Here is a 25138-nt window from a genome sequence, read left to right on the forward strand (position 1 = left end):
AATCAATTAGAAGTTTGAAGTGGTCTTATCCCAGAAGAGACGAGTTGCCATCTTGTCTGGACCGCCCAATGCTGGGATACCAGTATTGTCAACATCCTGCTTTGTTGCGATGTCGCTTGTGCCAGGGAATGGCAGACGACGCATGATATCACCAGGAACTAAACTACCATCAGCCTCATCGATGTTCAATACTGACAACATACGTGGGAAGCCTGTACGACGGAGGTCAACCCATGCCTCGAAGCCATTAGGATAAGTAGCGAGGTACTTCTGAGTGATAATCTTCTCGAGTTTTGTCTCTTGTGAGTCGCTGTCGTTCCACTTTACACCAACATGAATTGGTGAAGCAGCGTCTGGTGTGTCACCTGTTGGATCCTTATAAACATAAGCTACTGGGTTCTCCTGTGCCATGTAGGTGTCAATCCAAGAGTCATACCAGTTTACATTCTGCTGTCCGTTAGGACCCTCACCGTCCATAGACTTCATCTCAGGATCCTCACAGTTACCATGACGGATACCCTCCTCATAGAAGTGCTGAGCCGAACCACCCATGTTCCAACCACGGAGTGCACCCTCTGCACGGAGGAAACAAACCTCAGCATACTTCATCAAATAAAGTGGTGCAGAGTTGAAGTACTGCTCGTTCAGCTTACTGAATGCGATGTACTGGTTCTCATCATATCCCTGACCTTCACCTGGATGTGTACCGGTACGGATACCACAGATACGGCTGTCAGCAGGTGTTGTCTCGCCTGTCTTATTGTTCTTAATAACGTTATCGTTCTTCTTAAAGAGGTATTTCAACCAAGGGTGATTGAAGGTCTTCAATGTGATTTCCATTGTTGCACTCATACGAGCATCACCCCAACTCTCAACGCCTGGCAATGGATGACTAAAGCCCATCACACCTGGACGGATAGAAACGCTCTGTGCCTCGTTCTCAATAACGCCATCAGCAACAGCCTCTTCAGCCAATTTCTGTGCACGAACAGGATCGCTCTTTACCATGTGCATAGCGATACGCAACTTCAATGAGTTGGCATAACGTGCCCATGCCTTCAACGTTCCGTCAGCAGCACCACCATCGGTCATGACAACGAAACGGTCAACAAACGCACTCTTAATCTTCTGCTTGTAGGCAGCTGGCTTCTGATCGAAGTAGTGGAAACAAGCAATGGCTGTGTCGAGGTTGGCAACAGCATCGTTGTACACATCCTCAACCTTGTTATAAGTATAAGGACCTACCTGTAAGTTAGTCTTCAACTCACGGTAAGGCATTGGACCATAAACGTCAGCTACCTCAACAGCCTGCTGGTTGAAGAGGGTCAAATAAGCTGCCTTCAACTCTGGAACAGCATTTACCTTCTCATTATTCAAGATAGGTACAAGTGAGGTTTTCATCTCTGTGAATGAACCCCATGCACCACCATAGCACTTCTGGTCGATAGCATATGACGATGCCAAACGAATTTTTGAATACTGGAAGAAAGTATGAGGAACAACCGTGTACTCAGCATAGTTGTCAACACCAAGAGAATACTGATACTGATAAGCATGTGGACCAGGGTTCTCACCGTTCTTACCACCACGCATAGAGAACTGTCCACCAACACCAGCATCGAGCAAGTCTTGCATTGCATTGAGTGCCTCATCTGCTGCTGCAGCATCTGTAGCCTGACGGAAAGGAATCTTATCCACGTCACCACGGCTTGTCACCTTCTCAACATTTTTGGTTGTTGAGTTGAACTCATCACCAGGGTTGTCATAGTCAAGGCATGACTGTAGACCCAGTGTTGGCAATGCCATCGCCATGAGTACGATTATATGTTTACTTTTCATTGTTGTTTATCTTTTGAATATTATTGTATTGTTTAAGCTTATTCGGAGCTAAAGATGTGTAGTAACGGTTTTGTTACGTGGGGAGCAAGACGTCAAACATTATATTTGTTTCTCACTCCCTTTCACGCTCTTCACTCCTTTCTCACTCCTTTTCTCTTAGAAGTTAGCCTTCAAAGAGAAACCGAATGAACGTGAAGATGGCATGTTGAAGCTCTCAAATGCGCCGAGACCATTCTGTGTAGACAGAGATACGTCTGGGTCTGTTGGTGCATCCTTATAGATGAAGAACAGGTTACGAGCGATGAATGAGAGGGTCAAGTTACGATTCATACCAAAGAGGTCACGGAAGGTGTAACCCAATGAAAGCTCACGAAGACGGAAGTTTGTTCCGTTGTAGAGATAGGTTGATGGGTTGCTTGATGCGCCCAATGCCTGATAATATGACTGGATAGGAACGATGCGACCGCTACCATCATTGAGTTCCATACCTGGTACGTTACCATAGTTGGTTGCAACGATGTTGTTACGCTCTGCGCTGAGACGAGCTGCCTCTGTACGCTCTGAAGCACCGATATAGTCGAGATATGACTCTGTCAATGAGAGTACCTTACCACCAATACGACCGTTGATGAGGAATGAAAGCTGGAACTCCTTATAGTTAAAGGTATTGGTCCAACCCATCTGCCACTTAGAGTTCATGTTACCGAGGAAGCGGTCGTTTGAACCTGTCTTGTCGAATGTTGGCTCACCCTTAGCTGTCAATACGATATGACCATTTGCATCGCGCATGAAGTCGCCTGCATAGATGTCACCAATAGCACCACCTTTCTGGTAGATTACCTTTGCCTCACCTACAGTCTGCTGATACTTACGTGATGTTCCGTCCTTATCATAACCTGTCTCAAGAATCTTGTTGTCGTTGTATGAGAGGTTATAAGATGTACGCCAACGGAGGTCCTTACCGAACTTGAAGTCGTAGCCAACAGTTGTCTCGAAACCAGTGTTACGTACCTTTGCAGAGTTCAGCAACTCGGTGTTACCACCCAATGAGCCAAGCTCCATATAGAGGTGACGAACGATAGTGTTATAGAAGGTGAAGTCGAAGCTCAAACGGTTGTTCAAGAACAATGACTCGATACCTGTCTCGAATGAACCTGTCTCCTCTGGTACTGGTGAGAAGTCGAGCAACTTGTTACCTGACAATGCACCTGTCTGGAGGTTGCGGCTCATCGCACCGTATGCCTTATTAGGGATAGAGTTACCTACTGATGAGTAAGAAACACGATATTTCAAGAAGTTAAACCAGTCTGGCAACTTCACCAACTGACTTACGATAGCATTGGCACCAACACCGAAGTAACCGTAGTTATCGGTATCTATCTTACCCAACTCCTTGAAGTAACGGAATGGACGATACCAGTCGCGACGATAAGAAGCATCGAAGTAAACGGTTTCTTTCCAACCTAACTGTGCTGTGAAGAGGTATGAACGATCCCAGTTTGAACTCTTTGAAGTGCTTGTTACGCCATAGCCACCTGCGCTGGTCTCGAAGTAGTTAACCATTGTTGGGAGCTTACGCATAAGACGGTCGTAGTAAGTTGCAACGGCGTCTGTTCCCTTTGACTCGCCCTTGATAGTATGACCTACATAACCTGCTGTTGCTGATACTGAGTAGTCACCAAAGGTCTTGTTATATGACAAGAGGTAGTCGGTATAGAACTCTGTTGTCTTCTCGTCTGAATCCCAAAGACGACCGTAGTCTTCCATAGATGCAGGGAGGAAGGTGGTAGCAAAGCGAGTTGCATGATTCTTGAAACGAATCTGGCTGTAGTTGACACGTGCCTGGAAGGTCAAACCATCATAGATGTCAACATTTGCTTGCAAGGTACCAAAGAGGCGGCTCTCCTTCTGCTGACTGTTACCCGAATTGATCAACCAATATGGGTTGTTGTTAGGATGAGAGAGGTATGCCCACTCCTGCTGTGGACCAGTCAGAGTTGTGCGCTGACCAGCTGCCCAAGCGAAGTTTGAACCATTGAGCTTGTAATATGAACCTGGATTTGACAACCACTTACCCTCAGCATTCATGTAATGGTCACGATAGTAATCCATATCAATATTCTGAGGTGCGGTATAGAGATGGTAGAGAGGGTTACCCACCGTACCACCACCAGGACGATTCTTTGTCTTTGACTCTGTATAGTTCATCGATGCATCAATATGCAAACGCTTGAAGAAGTTATAAGTCTGACGGAAGCTGATAGAGTTACGGTTGTATGAGTTGTTACGCATCATACCTGTTGCATGGCTGTTTGCCACTGACACATAGGTACGTGCTATCTCTGTACCACCAGAAAGTGAGATTGAGTTATTTGTTGTAACACCCGTACGGAAGAAGTTGTCTACATCATTACCTGCACGATTGCGGAGATAAACATTATGACGACGTGCCATGATTGGATTGCCACTTGCGTCTGTACCAATCTGCTCCTCTGGATAACCTACCCAACGCTCATCCAATGGAGTGCGTACTACGAGGTCGTTGTCTGCACGGTCTGCGAGCTTACCGCCCCAGTTGTTCAATGACAATGCACCTGTTGTCTTGTCGTAAGCTGCACCATAAGTCTTCTGAATCTTTGGTGTCAACAATGGAGAATCGAAAGTGATGTTTGAGGTTACGTTAATATCAACCTTTCCTTCACGACCACGCTTGGTGGTAATCATCACAACACCATTGGCTGCACGTGAACCGTAAAGCGCAGCAGCATTAGCACCCTTGAGGACATTGATTGACTCGATATCGTCTGGGTTGATCAATGACAATGGGTCAGAACCCTCAGAAGTTCCAGTTGAGCCGAAACCCTCTGCGCCCATACCCTGCTGACCACGAATACCATTACTCATTGGTACACCGTCAACAACGATGAGTGGAGAACTGTTACCGAGGATAGAACGGTTACCACGAAGAACAATCTTTGAAGCACCACCAGCACCACCAGCACTTGGCGTAATAGTGATACCAGCTACCTTACCTTCGAGTGAGTTAGCAGCGTTAGGATCCTGCACCTTCATGAGGTCCTCTGCCTTCACCTGCTGTGTTGCATAGGTGAGAGACTTTTCCTTACGCATAATACCCATGGCGGTAACAACTACCTCGTTCATGGTGTTTGCCTCTTCCTTCAATGTCACGTCGATCGTACCCTTACCACCAACAGGGATGGTCTGTGCAGCATAACCGATGTAAGAGAAGACGAGCTTCGCGTTTGCAGGGGTATTGAGGGTATAGTTACCATCAATATCCGTTACTGTGCCATTAGTGGTACCCTCAACAAGGATAGTAGCACCAATGAGCGGTTCGCCGGTTGAGTCAACGACACGACCGGTCACTTTGTGATTACCATTCTGCTGTACTGCCTGTACTGCAGTGCTGGTGTTTGTACCCGCGTAGACACCTGTTGGTGCCAATGCTAATGATAGAGCAAAGGCAGCCGAGAAGTACAGATGCTTCTGCTTTGATTCTTTAAAGATTCTCATCAGGTTTAGGTTTTAAACTTTTATTTATTTATTTTCCTAATTTTGTTTCAATTGATTTTAGGTATTGTCAATATTCCATCTTGTTACACCTTATTATATAGTAAGGCATAGGTTATTTGGGACTTCTTGTTCGCTTTACTTAGGTTTTTAGGCTATAACTGTCTTGCTGTGGTCGAAGGCTTTACATCCCTCTTTCCACAACTCGTTAACAAACAGTCATTTACACCTTTCTTCGTATTCCTTCTTTAAGATTGGTCTAATGACACCTATACTCCAAACAACTCAAATGCTAATAATACTTATGTTAACTTTAATATTTAACATTTATAAACAGTTAGTGGACAAGTGAACGAGTAGACGAGTGAACGAGTAAACAAGTTGCTTGCGAAAAAGACAGAGTAACATAGTAAGTAGACGAGTGAACAAGTTGCTTGTATCAAAGACAAAGTAACATAATAAGTGGACAAGTGAACGAGTAGACAAGTAAACAAGTTGCTTGCGAAAAAGACAGAGTAACAAGGTAAGTGGAGGAGTTAGACAAGTTACTTGTAATAAAGAAGAAATTTGTTCTCATGTTACCATGTCTACTTCACAAGCAACTTGTTCACTTGTCTACTTGTCTACTTGTCTACTTGTCTACTTGTCAACCATGTTACCATGTCTACTTCACAAGCAACTTGTTCACTTGTCTACCTGAAAAGAAATTCGAAAACAGTATTTACATTTTGACTCTCACTAAGGGGGGCAGATTAAGCTAAGTGGGCTTTCTAAGATCTCAACTGACTTAGTCATTTTTTCCTTCAGTGACTAAGTTAAGTGACTAAGATAATACACTTATATACTTCTGATTCCTACTATTGGGTTTATCAGGTATTGTCATCTCAAGAAATCCACCTTTTATCAATGGGTCAATATAGCGACTTTTAGCATTGTTACGATGTTTTAGTCCCAAATGGGTTATAATTTCAGTAAGACTTTTAGGCTGTTGGCATAAGGCAATAACCTCATTCATTACCTCTGCCGACTTAGTCACAGACTTAGTCACTTTTTCTCCATCAGTGACTAAGTTAAGTGACAAAGATGGCTGTATTGTCACCTCGAAAGCAGTTACTTTACCGACATTGAAGATGGGGTCTGGATTTCCATTCTCCCTTAGCATATTTTTAACACGCTGAATACCACGGTTAAACATATTAACATACTTCATACCACGCATAGCCTCTGCAATAATAGGATTACGATAATCATTTACTGTAGGGAAGTTTTCTGGACGAGCCTCCCCATATAAGCCTCCAGCATTGAGAATCTCTATACGATTGCTAAATTGATAAATTCTTATAGGCATATTTGATTGATAATCACGATGCATACAAGCATTCATCAGTAGCTCTCTAAGTGCGAGTTCTGGGTAGTTAAACACAATCTGTTCTCGTAGCATACTCACAGGCATTGGACGTGAAGTGACAATAGCATCTTTTACAAAACTCTCCAACTTAGGTAGTATCGAACATAGACTTCCCCGCATCTGCCTTTCGTTAAGAATTTCGCTTCCTGTATCTTCTCCTGCGAAATGCACATACTGAACATAACAGCCATGAAGAAAGAAAGAGGCATTTATCCCAAAAAGCACAATGGCTGCATTCGTAGGACAGTCATGAACTATGTCATAAAGATGGATTGCTGCCAATTGCTCTTGCAAAGAGCGTTTATCCGTCTTAAGAATATCAGCATCTATTACCTGTGGAAGATATTCATATTTTATAAACTGAGTGTCAGAAAGACAGAATATTCATTTGATCAATCGAAGAAGACAGAATAATCAAGTTTTAAACAGAATAAACACATTTAGATTGAAAGAACTACAAATGACACGAATTGCAAGTTAAAGAACAGACACACTAAGACAAAATGTACACAATAAACAAATGTTTTTACAGGGGGCTCGGTGATTACTTCCCGCCTTATGGAAGGCTCACCTTTTTGTCTAATTTTTTCACAATCAGTTTTTGTAAAGGGCACAAATTACGTTCGAATTAATGCCCACTTGGCTTGCAAAAGATGCCCTTTAAGGTCCTAACTAACGCCCTTTTGAAAGCCTACTAAGCACCTTTCAGAATAGAATTTTACAACTGTTTGACAGTAAAACACTTATAGCAGCTCTTAAAAGTGCATACCCCTATTCCGTTTTTGTTGTTTTCATTGCGTTATTTGTAAAGAAAAATCAGACCCTTTGATAGGTGTATTTTACATAAAAAAGTTCTTCAGCAATTTGGAGTGACACCGTTTGAGATTAGAACTTTGAAGATAGGTCACACAGAGAAATGGAGAGCACAGAGGTTTTATATAGTAGAAATCGTTAGGCACAGAGGCACCAATGGTGCATGGAGGAACAGAGGATATTTGCGAGTTTTATTAATGTTTTTGTCTACTTCATTCCAAAGCATTGGTTTGCAAGATTTCTTAAAACGTTTTTTACCAAAGCTATCAGCAACACGTACACTACGCCTCTGTCGCTCTTTGTGCCTTCGGCACCTCCGTGATATTGTCTTTATGCTTTCACCTCCGTGTTCTCCCCCTCTCTGTGTGCCTTTTATATGTAGTAGGCTTAATTTATCACTCCATATTTCGGAAGAACCTAAAAAAAGCCCCCAAAGTAAGGGATACTTCGGGGGCTGAGGGGGGAGTGCGCTACAATGAACGCACATAGGTTAAGGATTATTCGTAAGCGCCAATCTCGCCAATCAAGAAACGAGGATACTCGCTTGTGTCAAAGCTTTCGAGAATTGTCAACTTAACATACTTACATGTTACTGGCGTGTTGAAGACGATTGGGAATGGGGTTTCGTCATCATACTGAGTTGCTGTGGTAGCGGTACCCATCTTTATCCATGTCTTACCGTCTAAGCTGGTAGATACAGCTACCTTCTTCACACCATATCCATAGCTCGTGTAGTTACAGAGGATACCAATACCCGACAATGTCTTCGCTTTATTGAATGTCATTGTGAAGTCTGGCTCATAATAGGTATATGAGTACACATAAGTATTGTTATCACCATCATTCAACTTTGTTGCATTTGAATTATTGAGAGATGTTGACATTGTGTAGTCGGTCAGAGCAACCTGCTTGTCGGTATCGAGGGTACCAGAAGCATTGATGTTGTCGAAAGAGAAGTTGGTTGCTACTGCTACCTTCGTGCTTGTCTTTGCTGTTTCAGCGCCGTCAACACTCTTGATAACAACAGATGTAACGCCGTTCTTCAACATAGCCAAGTTCTTGAGGGCATCGCCATTCACCAACTTAACGACGATTGGTTCAGATACCTGCTGACCCTTAGTGAAGGTTACAGATGTCTTGCTAAGGCTGATAGCGTCAGTGCTCATCACCTCTTCGCTACTATTTGCCTCAACACCATCAGATGTAGCAGCCAATGTTACTGTTACATCCTTCTCTGCTGGAGAAGAAAGACGAACATAGAACTTTGCGCTATCGCCAGCCAAGGTAACAGCTGATGCAGACTTCTCACCAGCGAGCAACAACTTGTTGCCGTCACTGGTACCAGTATAGAGGTAAGCCTTTGCAGAGTAGTTCTCTTCTGCAGTTGGGTAGAGCGTGCTACCAACTTCTGGCTCGCTCTGACAAGATGCCAGTGTGGCAGCAACCAAAGAGGCTGCCAGCACTGACTTGAATACGTTTATTTTCATATTTGAGTTTCCTTTTGACTTATTTACCATCGATTCTTACGTTCTGCTCCCAGGTTGGAACAGCTACACACTTACCGGTGTTGCCGTGGTCTGTTGCATCCTTGAAGGTATCGCCCTGACCCTCGTTGAGCTTCCAATATGCCTCCAAGCCGGTGCTCTTAGCATCGCAAGCGTACATATTGTTAGCAATCTGAGCCTGTGTACGAGCCACGGTCCAGAAGCGTAACTCGCTCACCTTCACGTTTGCCTTTAGGTAATCAGTGTTACCGAAGTTGAAGCGGTTGCTGAGGTTAGTAGCCTTACCAGGGAGGTCCATAGAGTTATCAAGCGCACCATTTACATAGAGGTAGAGTTTTGTACCTGTGCAAACGAATGCGAGGTGATACCACTGGTTCTCGTTAAAGAGCTGCTTACTGTTCATCTGCGTACCCTGCGTCTTAATCTGCAGACGGTTACCCTCGATAGGAGCATCACCGAAACGAGTATAAATCTCGCCACCATCGTTACCCCATGCACCGAAGAGTGTCTGGTTGTTAAGTTCGCCAAGAGCCTTACCGAGCTTGCTGATGTTCACGTTCATCTCGACAGTCCACTGTGAAAGGTCATAGGTCTGACGCATTGAGAAGTGGATGTTATGTGTAGCGTTAACGATTGGCACAGCCTGATAAACAACCTGATCGAGGATGTAAACCATTGAACTACCAGAGTTCAGGACGTCATACTTGCCATCTTTACTCTTCAGACGGAGGGCAACAGCATACTTCTGACCGCTATCCTTCAGTGCCTGTGTCAATGGGTTGATCGTGAGTGTCACATCAGAAGAAACCGACTTACCCTTCTCAATCTTCACCTCGTTAGAAGAGAGTGAGTAAAGACTTGCAGGCAATGGCTTGTAAGAAGTCTCGTTACGCTGATTGTATTCAGCGAGTGCCGTTGTATCACTTACCACCTCGAAGGTGTAGTCCTGTGTAGCAAGGTCAGAGAGACGCACGTTCACAGAAGAAGTGACAGCCGACGTACCGATAGTAATATTCTGACTTGAGTTACCATTAGTATTGGTCTGTGCGATATACGCCTGATTAGAAAGAGGCGAATATTCAGCATTCTCACAAGAAGCCAGCATTGTCAGAGAAGCCATAGCTACGGCTCCGATGAAAAGCTTAGAAATATTGTATTTCATAATTTGAATGTCTTGATTATTGGATTGATGGATTCATAATCTGGATAGCCTTGCGCAAGAAAGGATAGTTGCCTGTCTGTCCAGATACTGTATACTCGTACTCCATGTGATAGGTTCCTACACCACCCTTACGATAGGTTACGCCATTGTAAACAGGGTTCCAGTAAGCCATACCTAAGAGAGAAGGAAGGGTCTGACCATTGTCTAAGCGGAAGCTTACACCACCCTTACCAGCATAGTTCTCAAAGTTCTCGCAGACGATGAGCTTATTAGCCACCTGCTCTGGTGTGAGATACTGCTGGAAGTGAGTAGCCTGAGCAGTAAAACGACTGTTCAGATCACTGTTACCAGAAGAGTTATAAGCCTGAAGGATGAAGTAATTGAAGTATTCGCCATACTGAGCAGCCATAGCGTCAGGCTCACCGTCGATAACGAACATCTTATCAGTACCAGACTTAGGACCGATGCGCTTGCCCATTGTCTTTACGAAAGCCTCCATCACCTTAGCGTTCTGCCAAAGCTCCTTATCGGTCTGGAAAGGCTGAGCATATGAAGGCTCAGCATCGAGGTCGAAACCATCATAACCATACTTGGCGATAGTGTCGCAGATAGCATTTGCATACTTCTCAGTAGCTGCAATCTGTGAAGCCTCATCACTACCCCAGCCCCAGAACTTATGACGCCACTCTTTCCATGTGAGGTTTTTGTCTGTGTTTGTTGGAGTAATCTGGTCACCAATGTCAAATACAAGGCAACTGATAAGCACCTTTGTACCCTTTGTCTTCTGAACAAAGCGGAGATCCTTAAGCATTGCTTCGGTCGGATTCTTCCAGTTTCCCCAAAGAGAAACGAAGTCAGTACTGTCAGGAAGACCTGCCAAAGAGTTCTCATGTGTAACACCAGTACCCGTCCAGTTACCGAACCAACCGAAAGCTACAGAGTGGTCAGTCTTCTTATAGTCGCGAAGTTGAGCATAGTAAGCCTCAGACTTATTTGTGTGAGTAAGGTCAGCTCCGTCCTTTGCCTCTGTCTCAGTCCAGTCGCTGCAGGCAGTGAAAGCCGTTGCAGCGCAGGCTGAAAGCAAGAATATCTTTATTAAATTCTTCATTTTTTATCGAATGTTTATTGTATGATAGATATCGTTTAACGCTGCCACCACATCTTGGTTGCATAGTCGTCATTACCCTTTAACAGCTGTACAGCCTTAATATAGTTTGCCTTGTTATTGGTAGCCTCATCAATATCAAATGGGATACGGTTAGCAACCTGGATGCTATAGTCTGTTGACTGTGCTAAAGGGAACACCTTTGGATAGCCTGTACGACGGATTTCGCTCCAGCCTTCCTGTCCGTTAGGGAACATTGCAATCCACTTCTGAGTAATCAGACGCTCCATCTTCTGCTCGTCAGTAGCTGAGTCGTCCCACTTGATAGTGATTGTACTAACCGCACTAACATCTCCACCGTACTCGCTGATTGGGTCAACATAATTCTTCTCGGTTGATGTGTTATCAGCCAAGTAGGCTGTTGCAGAACCTGCACCCCACTGCTCGAAGGAGAGTTTCACACCTTCTTCATAGAGGTCCTTAGCACTTCCGCCCATATTACTCCAGCCTGCCAACGCACCTTCTGCACGACAGAAAGCCATCTCAGAGGCTGTGAGCCATACGCCCTTGCTGTCTATCTTGATGTTTGCAGCTGAGTAAGCCTTACCTGCTGTGGTCTTATTACCAATCTTCGCAGCGGCACGACAACCGATTACTGGACGAATACCACCCTCTACTGGGGTAAAGAACTTCGTCAGACGTGGGTCGTTGTAACCTGTGAGGAAGCTCTCAAGGTCGGCACAAGCACGGCTATCACCCCACTCTACAGATGTCTTATACTGTCCGTTTGGTGTATAAGCAATAGCGCAGTTGTCGTCATTGCTTGTGATGACACCGTCCTGTACTGCCTGTTCGCCCAACTGCTTTGCCAATGTTGGCTCAACATAACGGATGCGGATAGCAATACGAAGCTTCAAAGAGTTCGCATACTTCAACCATTTAGCCATCTTACCCTGATAAACCTTGTCTAACTCTTCAGCAATAGTAACATTAGGGTTAGAAGCAACCAATGGTTTGATGACGTCTGTAGCCTTGTTGAGGTCAGCGATAAGGCTCTTGTAAACATCCTCTTGAGAAGAGTAAGCATTACCGTCAGTAGCATCAGCACCGATAGGAAGTGGTCCGTACATATCTGTAAGACGCATGAACGATTGTGCACGGAGAATCAATGCCCAAGCATAAACTGGTCCTTCGCCCTTTGTCACGTTGTCAATTGCCTTGAAAGCAGACACCGTCTTTGTCATAGAATCCTTAAACGGATAGCGTACCCAACCATTAGGAGCATTTAGACGAGCAAAGTTCTTCTCAGCAAAACCATTGTTAGCATAGGTCATGTAACGGCCCAAGTAGTTACCGATAAGGTCTTCGTTCATCTGGTAAGCATTCTCCTGCTCAGGGAAAGCCTCGTTCTCCATCTGTACGAGGAAAGAAGAGGTTTGATAGTTGTCGCGCGACAAGTCTTCGAGAGAAGCACCCGTTCCAGGACGGTTTGCCTCTTGGAATCCGTCTGTACAAGACGACATTGAGCATAGCATCACACTTGCGAATGTACAAGCTGTGACCGCCTTATATATATTAATCTTTTTCATTTATATTTCGATTAAATGAGTGGTTAAATGTTTAGAATTTCAGCTTCACGTTGAAACCAAGTGTGCGAAGGCTTGGCTGCATGAGGTAGTCGAAGCCCTGATAGTAGGTACCTGTTGATGCTGTTGCCTCTGGATCGAATGGTGCCTTGTTGTAAAGCATGAGGAGGTTATTAGCTGTCAAACCGAGTGTCAGCTCCATACCACCCAACATTCGACGTGGGAAAGTATAAGCGAGGTGTGCCTCTTGGATACGTGCGTTGGTTGCACTGTAGATATACTCTGACCAGATTGGGTTCTCACCACCTACTACGGCATAGTAGTTTTCAGCTGATACCAAACCATTGTTTACTGCGATACCGCCCTTGTCGCGTGCATCAGCAGATGCCTTTGATACACCGTAAGCATCCATCAACGCCTGTGTCTGTGACATTACGATACCACCGAAACGTGCAGTTACAACGAATCCGAAGTTAAAGCCCTTCCAAGAGAAGTCGTTAGAGAAACCGATGTTACCCTTTGGAAGTACTGAACCACGATAAGATGGGTTGGTAAGGTTCACCTGTGATACGTTACCATCCTTAATAGCAATATTGCCTTCTGCGTCACGCTTGAAGTCGCTGGTCATATAGAGGTCGCCCATCGTACCGCCCTTCTTAAGGATGATGTTAGCACCATTCAAACCACCTTGGTTGATAACCTCGTTAGGATCGTCGAGCAACTCAACAATCTTGTTGCGGTTAGCACTGTAGGTGAAGTTAGTATTCCATGCGAAGTTGCCCCATGTATGGCTGTAACCCAATGCAAGCTCAATACCACGGTTTCTTACGTTACCAGTCTGTACATACTCAGAAGAGAATCCCTGGCTACCTGTGATAGGACGAAGGAAGGTCTGGTTGCGGGTGTTAGACTGATAAACTGTAACATCCAAAGTAAGTGCATTATTGAAGAAACGAGAAGTCAAACCTGCCTCCCAAGAGTTCGTACGCTCTGGACGGAAGTTTGATGGGAACTTATAAGTTACGGTGCTATAAGTACCTGACGCTGGGTTATACTGATAACGCCATGGCGAGGTGATGTTTGGAGAGATCGCAGAACCTACTGATGCCCATGAACCACGCACCTTCATGTAGCTAATCCATGATGGAAGTGTAGCCATCTGAGAGATAACTGCTGACATACCCACTGATGGATAGAAGAAGGATACATTGTCGGTACCGTCCAAAGCTGAGTCCCAATCGTTACGACCTGTTACAGTCATAAACAGCATACTGCGCCAGCCCAACTCTACGTTAGCGAAGAGTGAGTTAATCTTGTGTGCATGGTCTGTGAAGATTGGACGGTTGTCAGCGGTTGCTGAACCGTAATCGATTGCGTTTGGAGTGAACAAGTTAGAAGGTGCCTTCAAACCGCCTTGGAAACCTGTTACATTATACTTGTTACGTGTGAATGAACCACCGAGGTTGGCTGATACTGAGAAGTCATTCAATGTCTTGTTGATATTGAACATCAAGTCGCCATAGAGTGAACGGTCATTCACCTTGTCATAACCATAGAAACCATACTTTGAGTGAGCAAAGAGGTTGGTTGTTGAAGCGTAACGCTTGTCTTCCTGCTTTGTACCTGCATCGTCCCAACGCAAACGACCCACAACGTCCATCCAGTCGAAAATCTTATACTTAAGACTTGCACTGATCATGTAACGGCTACGGTTGTTTGAACGAACCATACGGTTGGCTACCCAATATGGGTTCTGCATACTCAACGCATCACCGAAGTTCCAGTTCTGAACATTAATTCCTCTTGTCACATCGTAAAGCTCGTATGTACGAACAGCGTCGAAGCTCTCACCACGTGGGAAGAGATAAACAGCGGTCAATGGGTTGAAGTACTGACCCTGAGCTGTCAAGTTCTTATCATGCTCCTTGATGTAATTGAAGTTGAAGTCGAAGGTCATCTTGTCGTGCAAGAACGTTGTTGTATTGCGGAATGCAAAGTTATAACGGTCGTAGCTGTTATTAGGAATGATACCCTTTGCATTCGTCGTACCTACTGAGATATAGGTCTGGTTCTTGTCAGTACCTGCAGTCAGAGCAACGTTGTTCTGAACGTTCGTACCTGTATTGAAGAAGTCCTTTGGCTCATAGTTACCATAGACTGATGGAGTCTTTGCGCCCCATGACTTCACGTCGCCTGCACGGTTTACGTAAGAGTTCTGGAACTCTGGCATGACGAATGGGTTAGCAAACTGTGTACTGTTACTTACAGTCACACTTACCTTACCCTCCTTACCCTTCTTCGTGGTAATCATGATGACACCCTGCGCAGCAGCTGAACCGTAGAGGGCAGCAGCAGCAGGACCACTGAGGACGCTGATTGACTCGATATCCTCTGGGTTGATATCGGCAATACCTTCTGAACCCGGCTGTGAACTGAACGCACCACCTGAAATCTCACCCTGACTGGTGTTGTTGATTGGCACACCGTCGATTACATACAAAGCCTGATTGCTACGGGTAATTGACTTAGGACCACGCATCACAACGCGGGCTGCACCACCCATACCAGCAGAAGAAGCATTGATGTTCACACCGGCTACCTTACCAGAGAGTGAATTCATGAAGTTAGGGTTCTTAACCGTTGTAAGGTTCTCACCGCCTACCTTCTGAACGTTATAGCTCAACGCCTTCTCTGAACGCTTGATACCCAAAGCGGTTACCACAACTTCCTCAATCTGATGAGCCTCAGCCTTCAAAGTGATGTTCAATGGTGCATCACCACTTACCTTCACCTCCTCAGTATTCATACCGATATAGCTGACAATAAGCGTAGCACCCTTATGTGTCATAATCTCAAACTTACCATCGAGGTCGGTGGTCGTACCATGCTGCGAATCCTTCACGCGGATAGTAGCACCGATAACTGGGTCGCCAGCATTGTCTACGATAGTTCCGGTAACCTTCACGTCACCACTTGATTGCTGTGTTCCTAATACCTTAGCGGTATTTGCCTTAGTTGCAGCAACGACTACGTTCTTGCCAAAGTTGTCAGCCGAAGTGACATGACTGCTGGCAAAAGCGGTCAAAGAGCAGCAAGATAGGAAAACACTTACTGGTAGAATCTTTCCTTTTCTCATTAGTTATTTTATATTTGATAATAATCTTATTCTGACTTAGGTCTGCCCAAAAACAGATGTGGGGCAGCCTTATATATATAATAGGTGTGTCCTATATGAAATGTAGGTCTCTATATTAAAAATGTAGGTCCCTATATCAAATAGATGTTCAAAAGTTATCCATGCTTTCTCACATTCCCATCCGTTTTTTTGTAGGTTCTTAATACAAAGATAACATATTACACGCAAACAATACTTATCATATATCAAGTATTTAACAAAAATAAACACAAAAAGACTGCTTTTTACAAGCAAAGGCTTGTTAATTCATAATTCAAAATTCAGAATTCATAATCCTTTGTTAATTCAGAATTCATAATTCATAATTCATAATTATGATTACTACTATAATTCAGAATTCAGAATTCATAATCCATAATTATGATTACCGATGTTAGCTGCGGTTTATCGCTGCAATTAACTCGTTCACTTGTCTACTTGTCAATATGGAACTACGAATTTCTCTAATTGTGCGAATCCTTATTGCTAAATAATTCGTGTCATTCGAGAAATTCGTAGTTCAAAGTTCAAAGTATTTTAATTTTAAAGAACCATATTTATCCGTTAGGCACTCCCCTCCTTTGGAGGGGTTGGGGGAGGTTTTCTTTACATTTCGATTGTGGAAAAGTAAGTGAAAGGGGGTAAAAACAAGTTATTTCTGCACCATTGTAAGTCTTTTGCTATCAGGTAGTTGCAAAAATGGTTTTCAAAAGGTGCTTAATAAGACTTCAAAAGGGCGTTAGTAAGCGCCTTAAAGGGCACCTTTTGCAAGCCAAAAAGCCGTTAATTCGCACGCTATTTATGCCCTTTTGATTTACTGACTGTGAAAAACTTTGACAGACAGAATGAGATGAGAAGACAGAATGACATAGAGACATATACTTCAATGACATATTTTTGCACGAAGACAGAATAACATGCCAACTTCTCTCATACTTTTATTAATACTGTGAGATTGTCTGTTTAGATTCTAACAGCTAATTTGAAGTTAGAAAACAACAATACAATTAAGTATGTTTTATAAGCACTTTACATTTTGATAAGCTAAAGTGTACGATTTTTAATTAATTGATTTTAATCAAAGAATTAATTTAATTAATAATCACACACAATCTTTTTGCAATTTTTCTCTTTTTTATTAGGACAAATAAGTAACTTTGCAGCAATAAACTAACGGATTGGTAGATTTTGTAAAGAAATAATAACAATCAGGGTAAACAACATAGTAAATCCAAAAACGGTATTTAAGTTATGAAAAGTAATGTAACGATGCAGAAAATGTCTTATCTGCAGCCTGTTTGTACGTGTGTTAATGTACAGGCTGAGTCACACATTTTAGTGATTAGTGGGACAACAACAAACCCTGTTGAGGGAGGTGACCCAACAGGCGGCAGTGGTAATGGCAATACACCAAACCCATTCGGAAATAGTGGTGCACAATCTAAGGGGCAGCCAAGTTGGCTTACATCAGAAGAATAACAAAGATTTTATTTTTAACGATTAAGAAATGAAGATGATGAAAAAGAATGTCTTATTTCCTGTAGCATGCTTCTTGATGGCTGCTCCACTGCTGACAAGCTGTCATGACGATGTAGACAGCTCTACAGCCGAGAACACAACTATCCATACTTATAGCCTCGTTGCTGATGGCACAAGCTCACTGCAGCAGGAACCTGCTACACGTGCACTGAGTGAAGATGCTGCTCATAAGATTAAGTCTGAATGGGGTGAGCAAGATGAGATTTTAACTTATGTAGTAGGTGGGGATGACCTCCATACTGCTAACTATAGCTATATTACAAATAAGAATTTAGGTGGTAAAAGCCGCTTTGACGGTGATATCGATTCTAAGAAGCCACTCACTACTAATAGCGAGATAGCTTTCCTCTATCCTGGTAAGGCTGCACAAGGCGATAAAAGAACCATTACACCTGTTGTTGAAAACAATGATAGAAGTAGTCTTTATCATGAGACAAGCGACAAAACACAGAAACTTGTCGAGCTAAACCTCTCTAAGCAGGATGGTACAGCAAAGACTATTGGTGAGCGTTTCGACTTCCAATGGACTAAGCAGAAGCCAAAGAAGGTTGAAGGAAAGAAAGTCGACGTAAGTCTTGGTAAGCTAAAACGTATCGTTACTATTTGGGGATTGCGCTTTACAAACGAAAGTAACCAACCTCTTACAAACATCGACTCTATCTATATCTCAAATGTAAAGAGTAGTGATATATTTAATCTTGATGCAGGTACTTTCGTAGAGAACAACTTTGATGATGAGCGAACAAACCTCGTTATCAAGCCAGAACAAGGTCAGACGCTTACTTCTGCCAATGGTAAATACACCTATGCAGCGTTCATCCCAGGCACATACACAGACGTTGTTGTCATGGTATTCGCAAAAAATAAAGTATATCAGAGAACTTATAGCTCAATCACCTTTAACGAAGGCAACGTATATCGTTCAGACCTTCTGAAGATGGAAGAACCTAAGCAGAAGGCTTATGTTGAGGTACAGGGTGTTAAATGGGCTACAGGTAACTTTATCCACTATGGTCCTGTTAATGGCGGCTACTGGGGTATTGCACCTACACAGTGGTGGATTTCAAAGCGTGCTATGTACATAGATAGCCATCGTAATGAAACTTCTTCAGGTGGAACTCTTGTTTCATCACAGTTTGCAAATTCACCTGTACAAACAACAGATGATGTAGACTTGTTCCGCTTTGGAGATATCGAAAACGCTCTCAATCTGAAATCAAATACGTATAAGAGTGGAAATAAAGATATTAATCAGAAATTCTATGAAGGTGATGGTCCTTTGAGAAAAGAAACAAGTGACCGTTCAAAGGCTAAAAATGGTGACATTGTTTGGTATTACACGATGAACAATCATAGGAAGTATCGTTATCCTACAGAAGCTGATATCTTGTCTCTCTTTGATAATGCTAATGTACAACCAGCTTACTGTTACACCGATAAGGGTACTATCGTATATGGTGCATACTACACAACTAATAATGGAGGTGCTTCTAATAGACTTAAGGCATTCCCTACAGGTGTAAGAGCATACGATAAATACAAGAATGTTACAGCACTTGTTCGTGCTAACATCGGCTTGTTCCTACCAATTACAGGTAGACGTATAACACTTAATGACAAGATGGGTCTAAGGGATATGACTTGGGGATCAGGTGCTTATGGACAATATCTGACTTCTAAGTCTTCAGGTCTTATCGTAACCAAACACTTTATGTTTGGTCCTACTAAGTGGGCTTATGAAAGTGCAGCTGCTAATAAAGCTCAGGCATCTGCCATCCGCCCTGTATTAGTTAGCGATGATGGTCAAGAGGACCCTGTTTATGCGCCATTTGCCAATATCAAATAGGACGGCGATGGCACTTACCACGCAACAAGGCTTTCTCTAAAGACTAACAAGAAAGTTAAGTTTATGCTTTTATACGCATAAAAGCAAGGCACTATAAACCCCACCACATTCGGATGCAAGTCCTACTGTGGTGGGGTTTCTTTTTTAAGTTTATCCTATTCGTAATTTAAGAGATAGTTGTAATTCCCTTTCTACCAAAGAAGCAGTTAAAGGCTTTGTTACTAACTCTTTACCTCTGTTCTTCTGTTACTTTGTCTTTCTATTACCCAGCCTTTTGTTCATCATTACCTTGTTTATTCTACCCTCATACTTCATCTTTCTATCATATACCACATGTCTACTCATCCACATTCTGTTTGTATTCGTGAAATTCGTAGTCGTTAATGGTACATATCATAAAGTTCAATGTTCAAACCTCAAAGTTCAAAGGTTAAAAGGTACATATCATAAAGTTCAAAGCTCAAACCTCAAAGTTCAAAGGTAAAAGGTACATATCATAAAGCTCAATATTCAAACCTCAATGTTCAAAGATAAAAGGTACATATCATAAAGTTCAAAGCTCAATGTTCAAAGTTCAAAGTATAAGGATTAGTAGTTTTTATAGATGAACCCTTAACTTTTAATGCGGCTCACCTGTCTTGTTCCTCTGAATCAGATTAGTGGTCATTTCGTTAGTTTTATTTAATGAAAAAATTTTTGGTATTGAACATATACTGCACTTTAGGGTTTTACCTTTGCAGCAACCTCACGAAACAGTCTTCTCCCCAGTAGGCTGTTTCTATAGGGGGACGATGCGAATGCCACCCGACGACTTCTCCTACTGACCTACACTGCGTCACGAATAAAGAAGGTGGTAGATGATTAAAACCATTATTCTATAACAAAAAAAACACTAAGAACAATGATGAAGAAAGTTAATATAGTAATGAAGGCTGCCCACCTCTGGACTCAAGAGGAGGAAGACCGACTGACGACAAGGATTGTTGATAACTTCTGCGACCTAATCAATAGAAGCGAGGAGGAAGGATTGTATTGGACTGGCTTGAAGTGTGACCTCATCGACTTGGCTCACATGGTTTGGGAGACAGGACGACTAATGGATAAATGCGGTAGGCCAATGGACTTCCAAACCATCGTACATCATATCTGTAGGGTGCTTCATGTGCGCGAACCCTGTAACCCTTCATCGGTTATCTCATCAGTGCGTGCCCGAAAGAATGTTAGGGTCGGTCCGCTCCGCGAACGCTACTTGCAACTGATTAGTAAGGCAAATATACAGGACCCGATGAGGTTGGAGATAAGGAAACCTCACCCCCCAACCCCCTCTCCGAGAGAGAGGGGGAGTGCTGGTAACAATTTGCTAAAGAATGGCTAAAAGTTCTCCCTAACCAATAGGGGTATCTCGCATTCTACTCCCCTCCCTATGGGGGAGGGGCAAGGGGGTGGGGCTATTGTACATGCCCTGTCCTCTTCAACACACCCCATGTCTGCAGCTCACCCTTTATCGCCTTGAGATAACTCTTAAAGAGGACGTAATACATTATCCAACGATAGAAGAATCGTTGAGGGATAACCCACAGAAGAACCCACAGACGCTCGCCCTCGAAGATATAAGCCATGATAGACACACTGGCATCGATAACAAGGAAGATGAGGTAATAGAAGAATATCTGAAGGGCATTACCCGTAAAGAGTCCGATGAGCATCAGTACGTCAGCCAATGGTGAGAAGGTTGGGATGATATACTGGAAGATAAGCATATTAGGCATAGCCCATAGACCAAAACCTTTCTTTGAAGGAGAGAAGAGAGAGGAACGATGCTTCCAAAAGGCTTGCATCACACCAAAGCACCAACGGATACGTTGCTTCACAAACTGGCGGAGTGTCTCTGGCGCTTCGGTCAATGCCACTGCATAGTTCTCGTTCTCGATGATGTATCCATGTTCATTGATACTCATCGTCAGGTCGCAGTCTTCTGCTAAGGTATCAGTTGTAAAGCCTCCCACGGCTTCAATCACCTCCTTTCGGAAGGCGCCAATAGCTCCAGGCACAACGGTGACAGCATTGATATTAGAGTAAGCCATACGGTCGAAGTTCTGACTACTCGTATATTCAATAGCCTGCCAGTAGGTTAGCATATTCCGTTGATTACCCACCTTCACATTACCAGCCACCGCACCGACACGCTTCTCTGTGTCAGCGATGAAGTGTTTCATCAATCTACTTACCGCATCATTCTTCAACTGGGTGTCGGCATCAATACAAACGACATACTCTGAACGGCAGGCAGCGATACCATAGTTGAGAGCTGAAGCCTTTCCACCATTCTTCTTAGCAAGCACCGTAACCGTATCATCATTGTCGAAAGCCTCATGTACACGTTCGAGTGTATGGTCCTTACTACCATCATCAACGAAGTAGATATGCAGGTTAGGATAGTCTTGTTGCTTAAGCGTAGTGATGGTACGCACGATGTTTACTTCCTCGTTATAACCCGGTACGATGATAGAAACTGTTGGTGCTGTGGCAGCATCAATAGGAGCATAATTGCGTCGGTTCTCTGCCCGCTTCTCTCTTATCATCAGTACATACATAAATATCAGGCGCATCATTCCCAAGGCAAGGAAGACAAGGAAAAGAGCTGTGAGGAAGTCTGAGACATGATAGATCATCTCTGCTAACCAAAGGTTGGTCTGCATCGCATAGTATTCCTTACCTTTATTAATCTCAGGCATCAGTGTTTGCTTGCCCATACCTAAGTATTGTTCGAGGGAGATAAACTGATAACCCTCATGCTGCAAGGTCTCTATGATACGTGGGAGCGCATCAAGGGTAGGCTTTCGAGAACTACCACCCGCATCGTGCAACAAGATGATATGTCCGTCTTCATGGTGTACACCATCAATGACACGCTGATAGATCTGGTCGGCTGTAACGTTAGACTGCCAGTCATTAGGGTCGATAGACTCTCCCACAAAGAGGTAATTCCTACGACTTGCCACAATCATTGGCCATATCTCTTCATGTTCCGTTGGGTCGGCATCAGCATTATAAGGCGCACGGAAGAGGATAGTACTATGTCCTGTCACACTCTCTATCAACATTCTTGTCAACTTCAACTCTGCATAAGAGCGGCGGTCGGAGTTCTCAATCATGTTATGGTGGGTGAAGGTGTGGTTACCAATGGTGTGGCCATCCTCATATACTTGCTTTACCAATGGCAGATTCTTCTCCATCTGCAGTCCCACCATGAAGAACGCTGCAGGGACATTATACTTCTTCAGCGTACTAAGTACGGTAGGAGTCCAACGGCTGTCTGGTCCGTCATCAAAGGTAATAACAAGCTGCTTGTCCTTACATTCACCTAATCGTTGGATGGTATAAGTAGAAGGAAGGGCACGATAATATTCCTCTGAGATAAGGCGATTGTCCTTATCTATCCTTATCGAGATGTCTCCAGGGTGAGGTTCTGTTGTCACTTGGAGCACTTCACCAGAGCCAACAAAGTTGACATCATCGGTGCCGTTGAGTTGCATCAGCCTCGCAACAGACATCCTTGCCACACTCTCCCATGACATATCTTTACCATAGAAACGCCATATACGATTGTCTTCAGTTCCCAAACGCCATAAGCCAAAGCCTGCAAGATGATACTCTGCACCGAAACGCATGATGTTAAACGTGGTGGCAGCATCGGTGAAGAACACTTGATGAACCTTTTTATCATCGGTATTCTGATAAGAGAAGTTCACGTTATAGGTGTCATCATCGAACTTTACCTTTGCATCTGCATCTTGTGCAATAGCCATTGTCTGGTCGAATGACACGGTCGTACCGCCTTCTCCGTTTGCCCAATCATATCCATAGGTAGCCATACCGAGGACAATCTTATCATTCGGAACATTCTTTGCAGCCCAGTCGGTAGCCTTTTCTACCCATCGCTGCGAACTAACCGCTCCCGGCTGACTCTCAATGTTATGTTCATCATAAGCCATGAGGAAGAGATAGTCGTTATACTTCGCCAGCTCCTGCATGTTATAATCCTCATTGAAAGGGGCTACGGCTTGTGTTACATAAAGCCCATTCGCATGGAAAACACGTGAGAAGTCTTTGAGCAATTCGACAAGAAGGTCGTTGTCTTGAATATTAAGTTCCTCTAAGTCGAGGTTGATTCCTACAAATCCATAGCGCCGACACGTCCCAACCATCTCGTTGATAAGTGCCATACGCTTCTTCTCGTCACGCATGATACGTCCTATCGCCTCTGGATGGAAGTCGGAGTTGTAGTTATTGGTGAGCATAGGGAGAACCGGAATACCTGTTCGACGCATCAACCGCAGTGCTTGCTTATCAATCCGATACTCCACCTTGTCGGTCTTAGGATTGATAAAAAACCACTCTGGCAGAACCATATTCAAATGCTTGATATTGTTCTTCAGAGAGATATAAGCATGCTTATCCCAGTTTACATACCATGCCGAACGCACACCGATTCGTGGATCGTCCCACTCACGAAAGTATTTCTGTGTCAGACTATCTGCCTTTCCAATAAATCGTTGTTTCTTAATCGTAGCCTTCGCATAGTTATTGTGCATCTTCTTCTCCTTGAAGAAGTCGCGGAACGACTTATACAGCTTTGCCGTCTTGTTATCCTTGGTATAAGGTGATGACGCTGTTACTGCATTCCGATAATCGTGACGGAAAGGCATCTGAGGACTTCCTTCCAAGGCAAACATTGCCAAGAAAACGATTCCTAACAATGAGAGAATCGTAAGAATGACGCGTAAGGTCCACTTAAAATAACTCCAGCGCTGACGGGAGTCTGTCTGAAAAACTTGCTTGCTCATTGTTTCTTTTCTATTAAATGAAAGCAATAATTATTATCTATAGACATCCTTCTATAGATGATTTCTGTATCTCTAATTCTTTTTTCGGGCTTTTGTCCCACTATCTTATTCCTTAGATATAAACATGGGAAGTGGGTTGTTACTTCCTATCATAATAAGCGGATGACTTCTTTCACCTATAAGAATATAAAGGTTCTACGCATAAAGTGACAATCCGTCGATTGTATCTAAGAAAAAAAATGTTATCCTTCTCGATCTTACTTCCTGTGTTTTAAGCCGTTTTTGTTTCCTACATAGAATATTCTTTTGCTCAAAGGAACGCACTGTAGTACTGCTCTTCAAAACGATTATGCTCCGCTTCACAGCCTGCAAGTACTCTCCAATCTGTCATAACAAAGTCCTAATACCTTTCAGGAAGATGGAAAGGGCAAAAGGATTTGCCTATTACAAGTGCAAAAGTACAATATTTCTTATAAAGACAAACACATTTATATGAAAATAATAAGCCGCTTCCGAAATATGGAGTGATAAACTAAACGTCTTATATAAGCTGCTTCCGAAATATGGAGTGTGAAACTAAACGTCTTATATAATAGGCACACGGAGTCACGGAGGGGACGGAGCTAAACACAATGTCACGAAGGTGCCGACGGCACAAAAGAGCGACGGAGGTGTAGCGTACAAATTCTTGATAACTATTTTGAGGTAAACGCTTTGTGTATAAATTGCTAATAGAATTGGCAAACAAGCTCCGTCGCTCTATGCACCGACGGTGCCTCCGT

General features: G+C 43.4%; 12 protein-coding genes. 3 read left to right on the plus strand and 9 right to left on the minus strand.

Annotation, left to right across the window (positions count from 1 at the left end):
• Window positions 1–6: 6 nt before the first annotated feature.
• From HMPREF1505_RS03650 to HMPREF1505_RS03685, 8 genes are all read right to left on the minus strand, one after another.
• Complete coding sequence (locus tag HMPREF1505_RS03650) at window positions 7–1839, minus strand: SusD/RagB family nutrient-binding outer membrane lipoprotein (protein WP_036922694.1); 1833 nt, start codon at window positions 1837–1839, stop codon at window positions 7–9.
• 156 nt (window positions 1840–1995) lie between these two features.
• Window positions 1996–5373, minus strand: coding sequence for a SusC/RagA family TonB-linked outer membrane protein (locus HMPREF1505_RS03655; RefSeq protein ID WP_036922696.1), 3378 nt, complete (start codon window positions 5371–5373; stop codon window positions 1996–1998).
• A gap of 820 nt (window positions 5374–6193) precedes the next feature.
• Entirely contained in the window at window positions 6194–7060 is an 867-nt protein-coding gene (locus tag HMPREF1505_RS03660; RefSeq protein ID WP_226893216.1) for a Fic family protein, read from the minus strand.
• Window positions 7061–8088: 1028 nt separating this feature from the next.
• On the minus strand, window positions 8089–9078 hold the full coding sequence (locus tag HMPREF1505_RS03665; protein WP_036922719.1) for a discoidin domain-containing protein: 990 nt from the start codon (window positions 9076–9078) through the stop codon (window positions 8089–8091).
• Between the two features lie 19 nt (window positions 9079–9097).
• A complete protein-coding gene (locus HMPREF1505_RS03670; protein ID WP_036922700.1) occupies window positions 9098–10258 on the minus strand; it encodes a BT_3987 domain-containing protein in 1161 nt (386 codons plus the stop codon).
• A gap of 16 nt (window positions 10259–10274) precedes the next feature.
• A complete protein-coding gene (locus HMPREF1505_RS03675) occupies window positions 10275–11366 on the minus strand; it encodes a glycoside hydrolase family 18 (RefSeq protein WP_036922702.1) in 1092 nt (363 codons plus the stop codon).
• 35 nt (window positions 11367–11401) lie between these two features.
• Window positions 11402–12952: a RagB/SusD family nutrient uptake outer membrane protein gene (locus HMPREF1505_RS03680; protein ID WP_036922704.1), complete on the minus strand. Its 1551-nt coding sequence runs from the start codon at window positions 12950–12952 to the stop codon at window positions 11402–11404.
• A 31-nt stretch (window positions 12953–12983) separates the two neighbouring features.
• The gene (locus HMPREF1505_RS03685; protein WP_036922706.1) at window positions 12984–16085 is read right to left on the minus strand and encodes a SusC/RagA family TonB-linked outer membrane protein; all 3102 of its coding nucleotides are present in this window, start codon (window positions 16083–16085) and stop codon (window positions 12984–12986) included.
• Between the two features lie 1290 nt (window positions 16086–17375).
• On the opposite strand from HMPREF1505_RS03685, the gene HMPREF1505_RS03690 reads away from it, so the two are divergent.
• The 3 genes from HMPREF1505_RS03690 (at window position 17376) to HMPREF1505_RS03700 (ending at window position 20884) form a co-directional block, all read left to right on the plus strand.
• On the plus strand, window positions 17376–17603 hold the full coding sequence (locus HMPREF1505_RS03690) for an aminotransferase (RefSeq protein ID WP_231480330.1): 228 nt from the start codon (window positions 17376–17378) through the stop codon (window positions 17601–17603).
• Between the two features lie 34 nt (window positions 17604–17637).
• On the plus strand, window positions 17638–19509 hold the full coding sequence (locus HMPREF1505_RS03695) for a hypothetical protein (protein ID WP_036922723.1): 1872 nt from the start codon (window positions 17638–17640) through the stop codon (window positions 19507–19509).
• Between the two features lie 901 nt (window positions 19510–20410).
• Complete coding sequence (locus tag HMPREF1505_RS03700) at window positions 20411–20884, plus strand: hypothetical protein (RefSeq protein WP_036922711.1); 474 nt, start codon at window positions 20411–20413, stop codon at window positions 20882–20884.
• A 73-nt stretch (window positions 20885–20957) separates the two neighbouring features.
• Here the strand turns inward: HMPREF1505_RS03700 and HMPREF1505_RS03705 are convergent, their stop codons facing one another.
• Entirely contained in the window at window positions 20958–24356 is a 3399-nt protein-coding gene (locus HMPREF1505_RS03705; RefSeq protein WP_036922713.1) for a glycosyltransferase, read from the minus strand.
• Window positions 24357–25138: the final 782 nt, after the last annotated feature.

The sequence above is a fragment of the Prevotella sp. ICM33 genome, from assembly GCF_000517825.1.
GTDB lineage: Bacteria > Bacteroidota > Bacteroidia > Bacteroidales > Bacteroidaceae > Prevotella > Prevotella melaninogenica.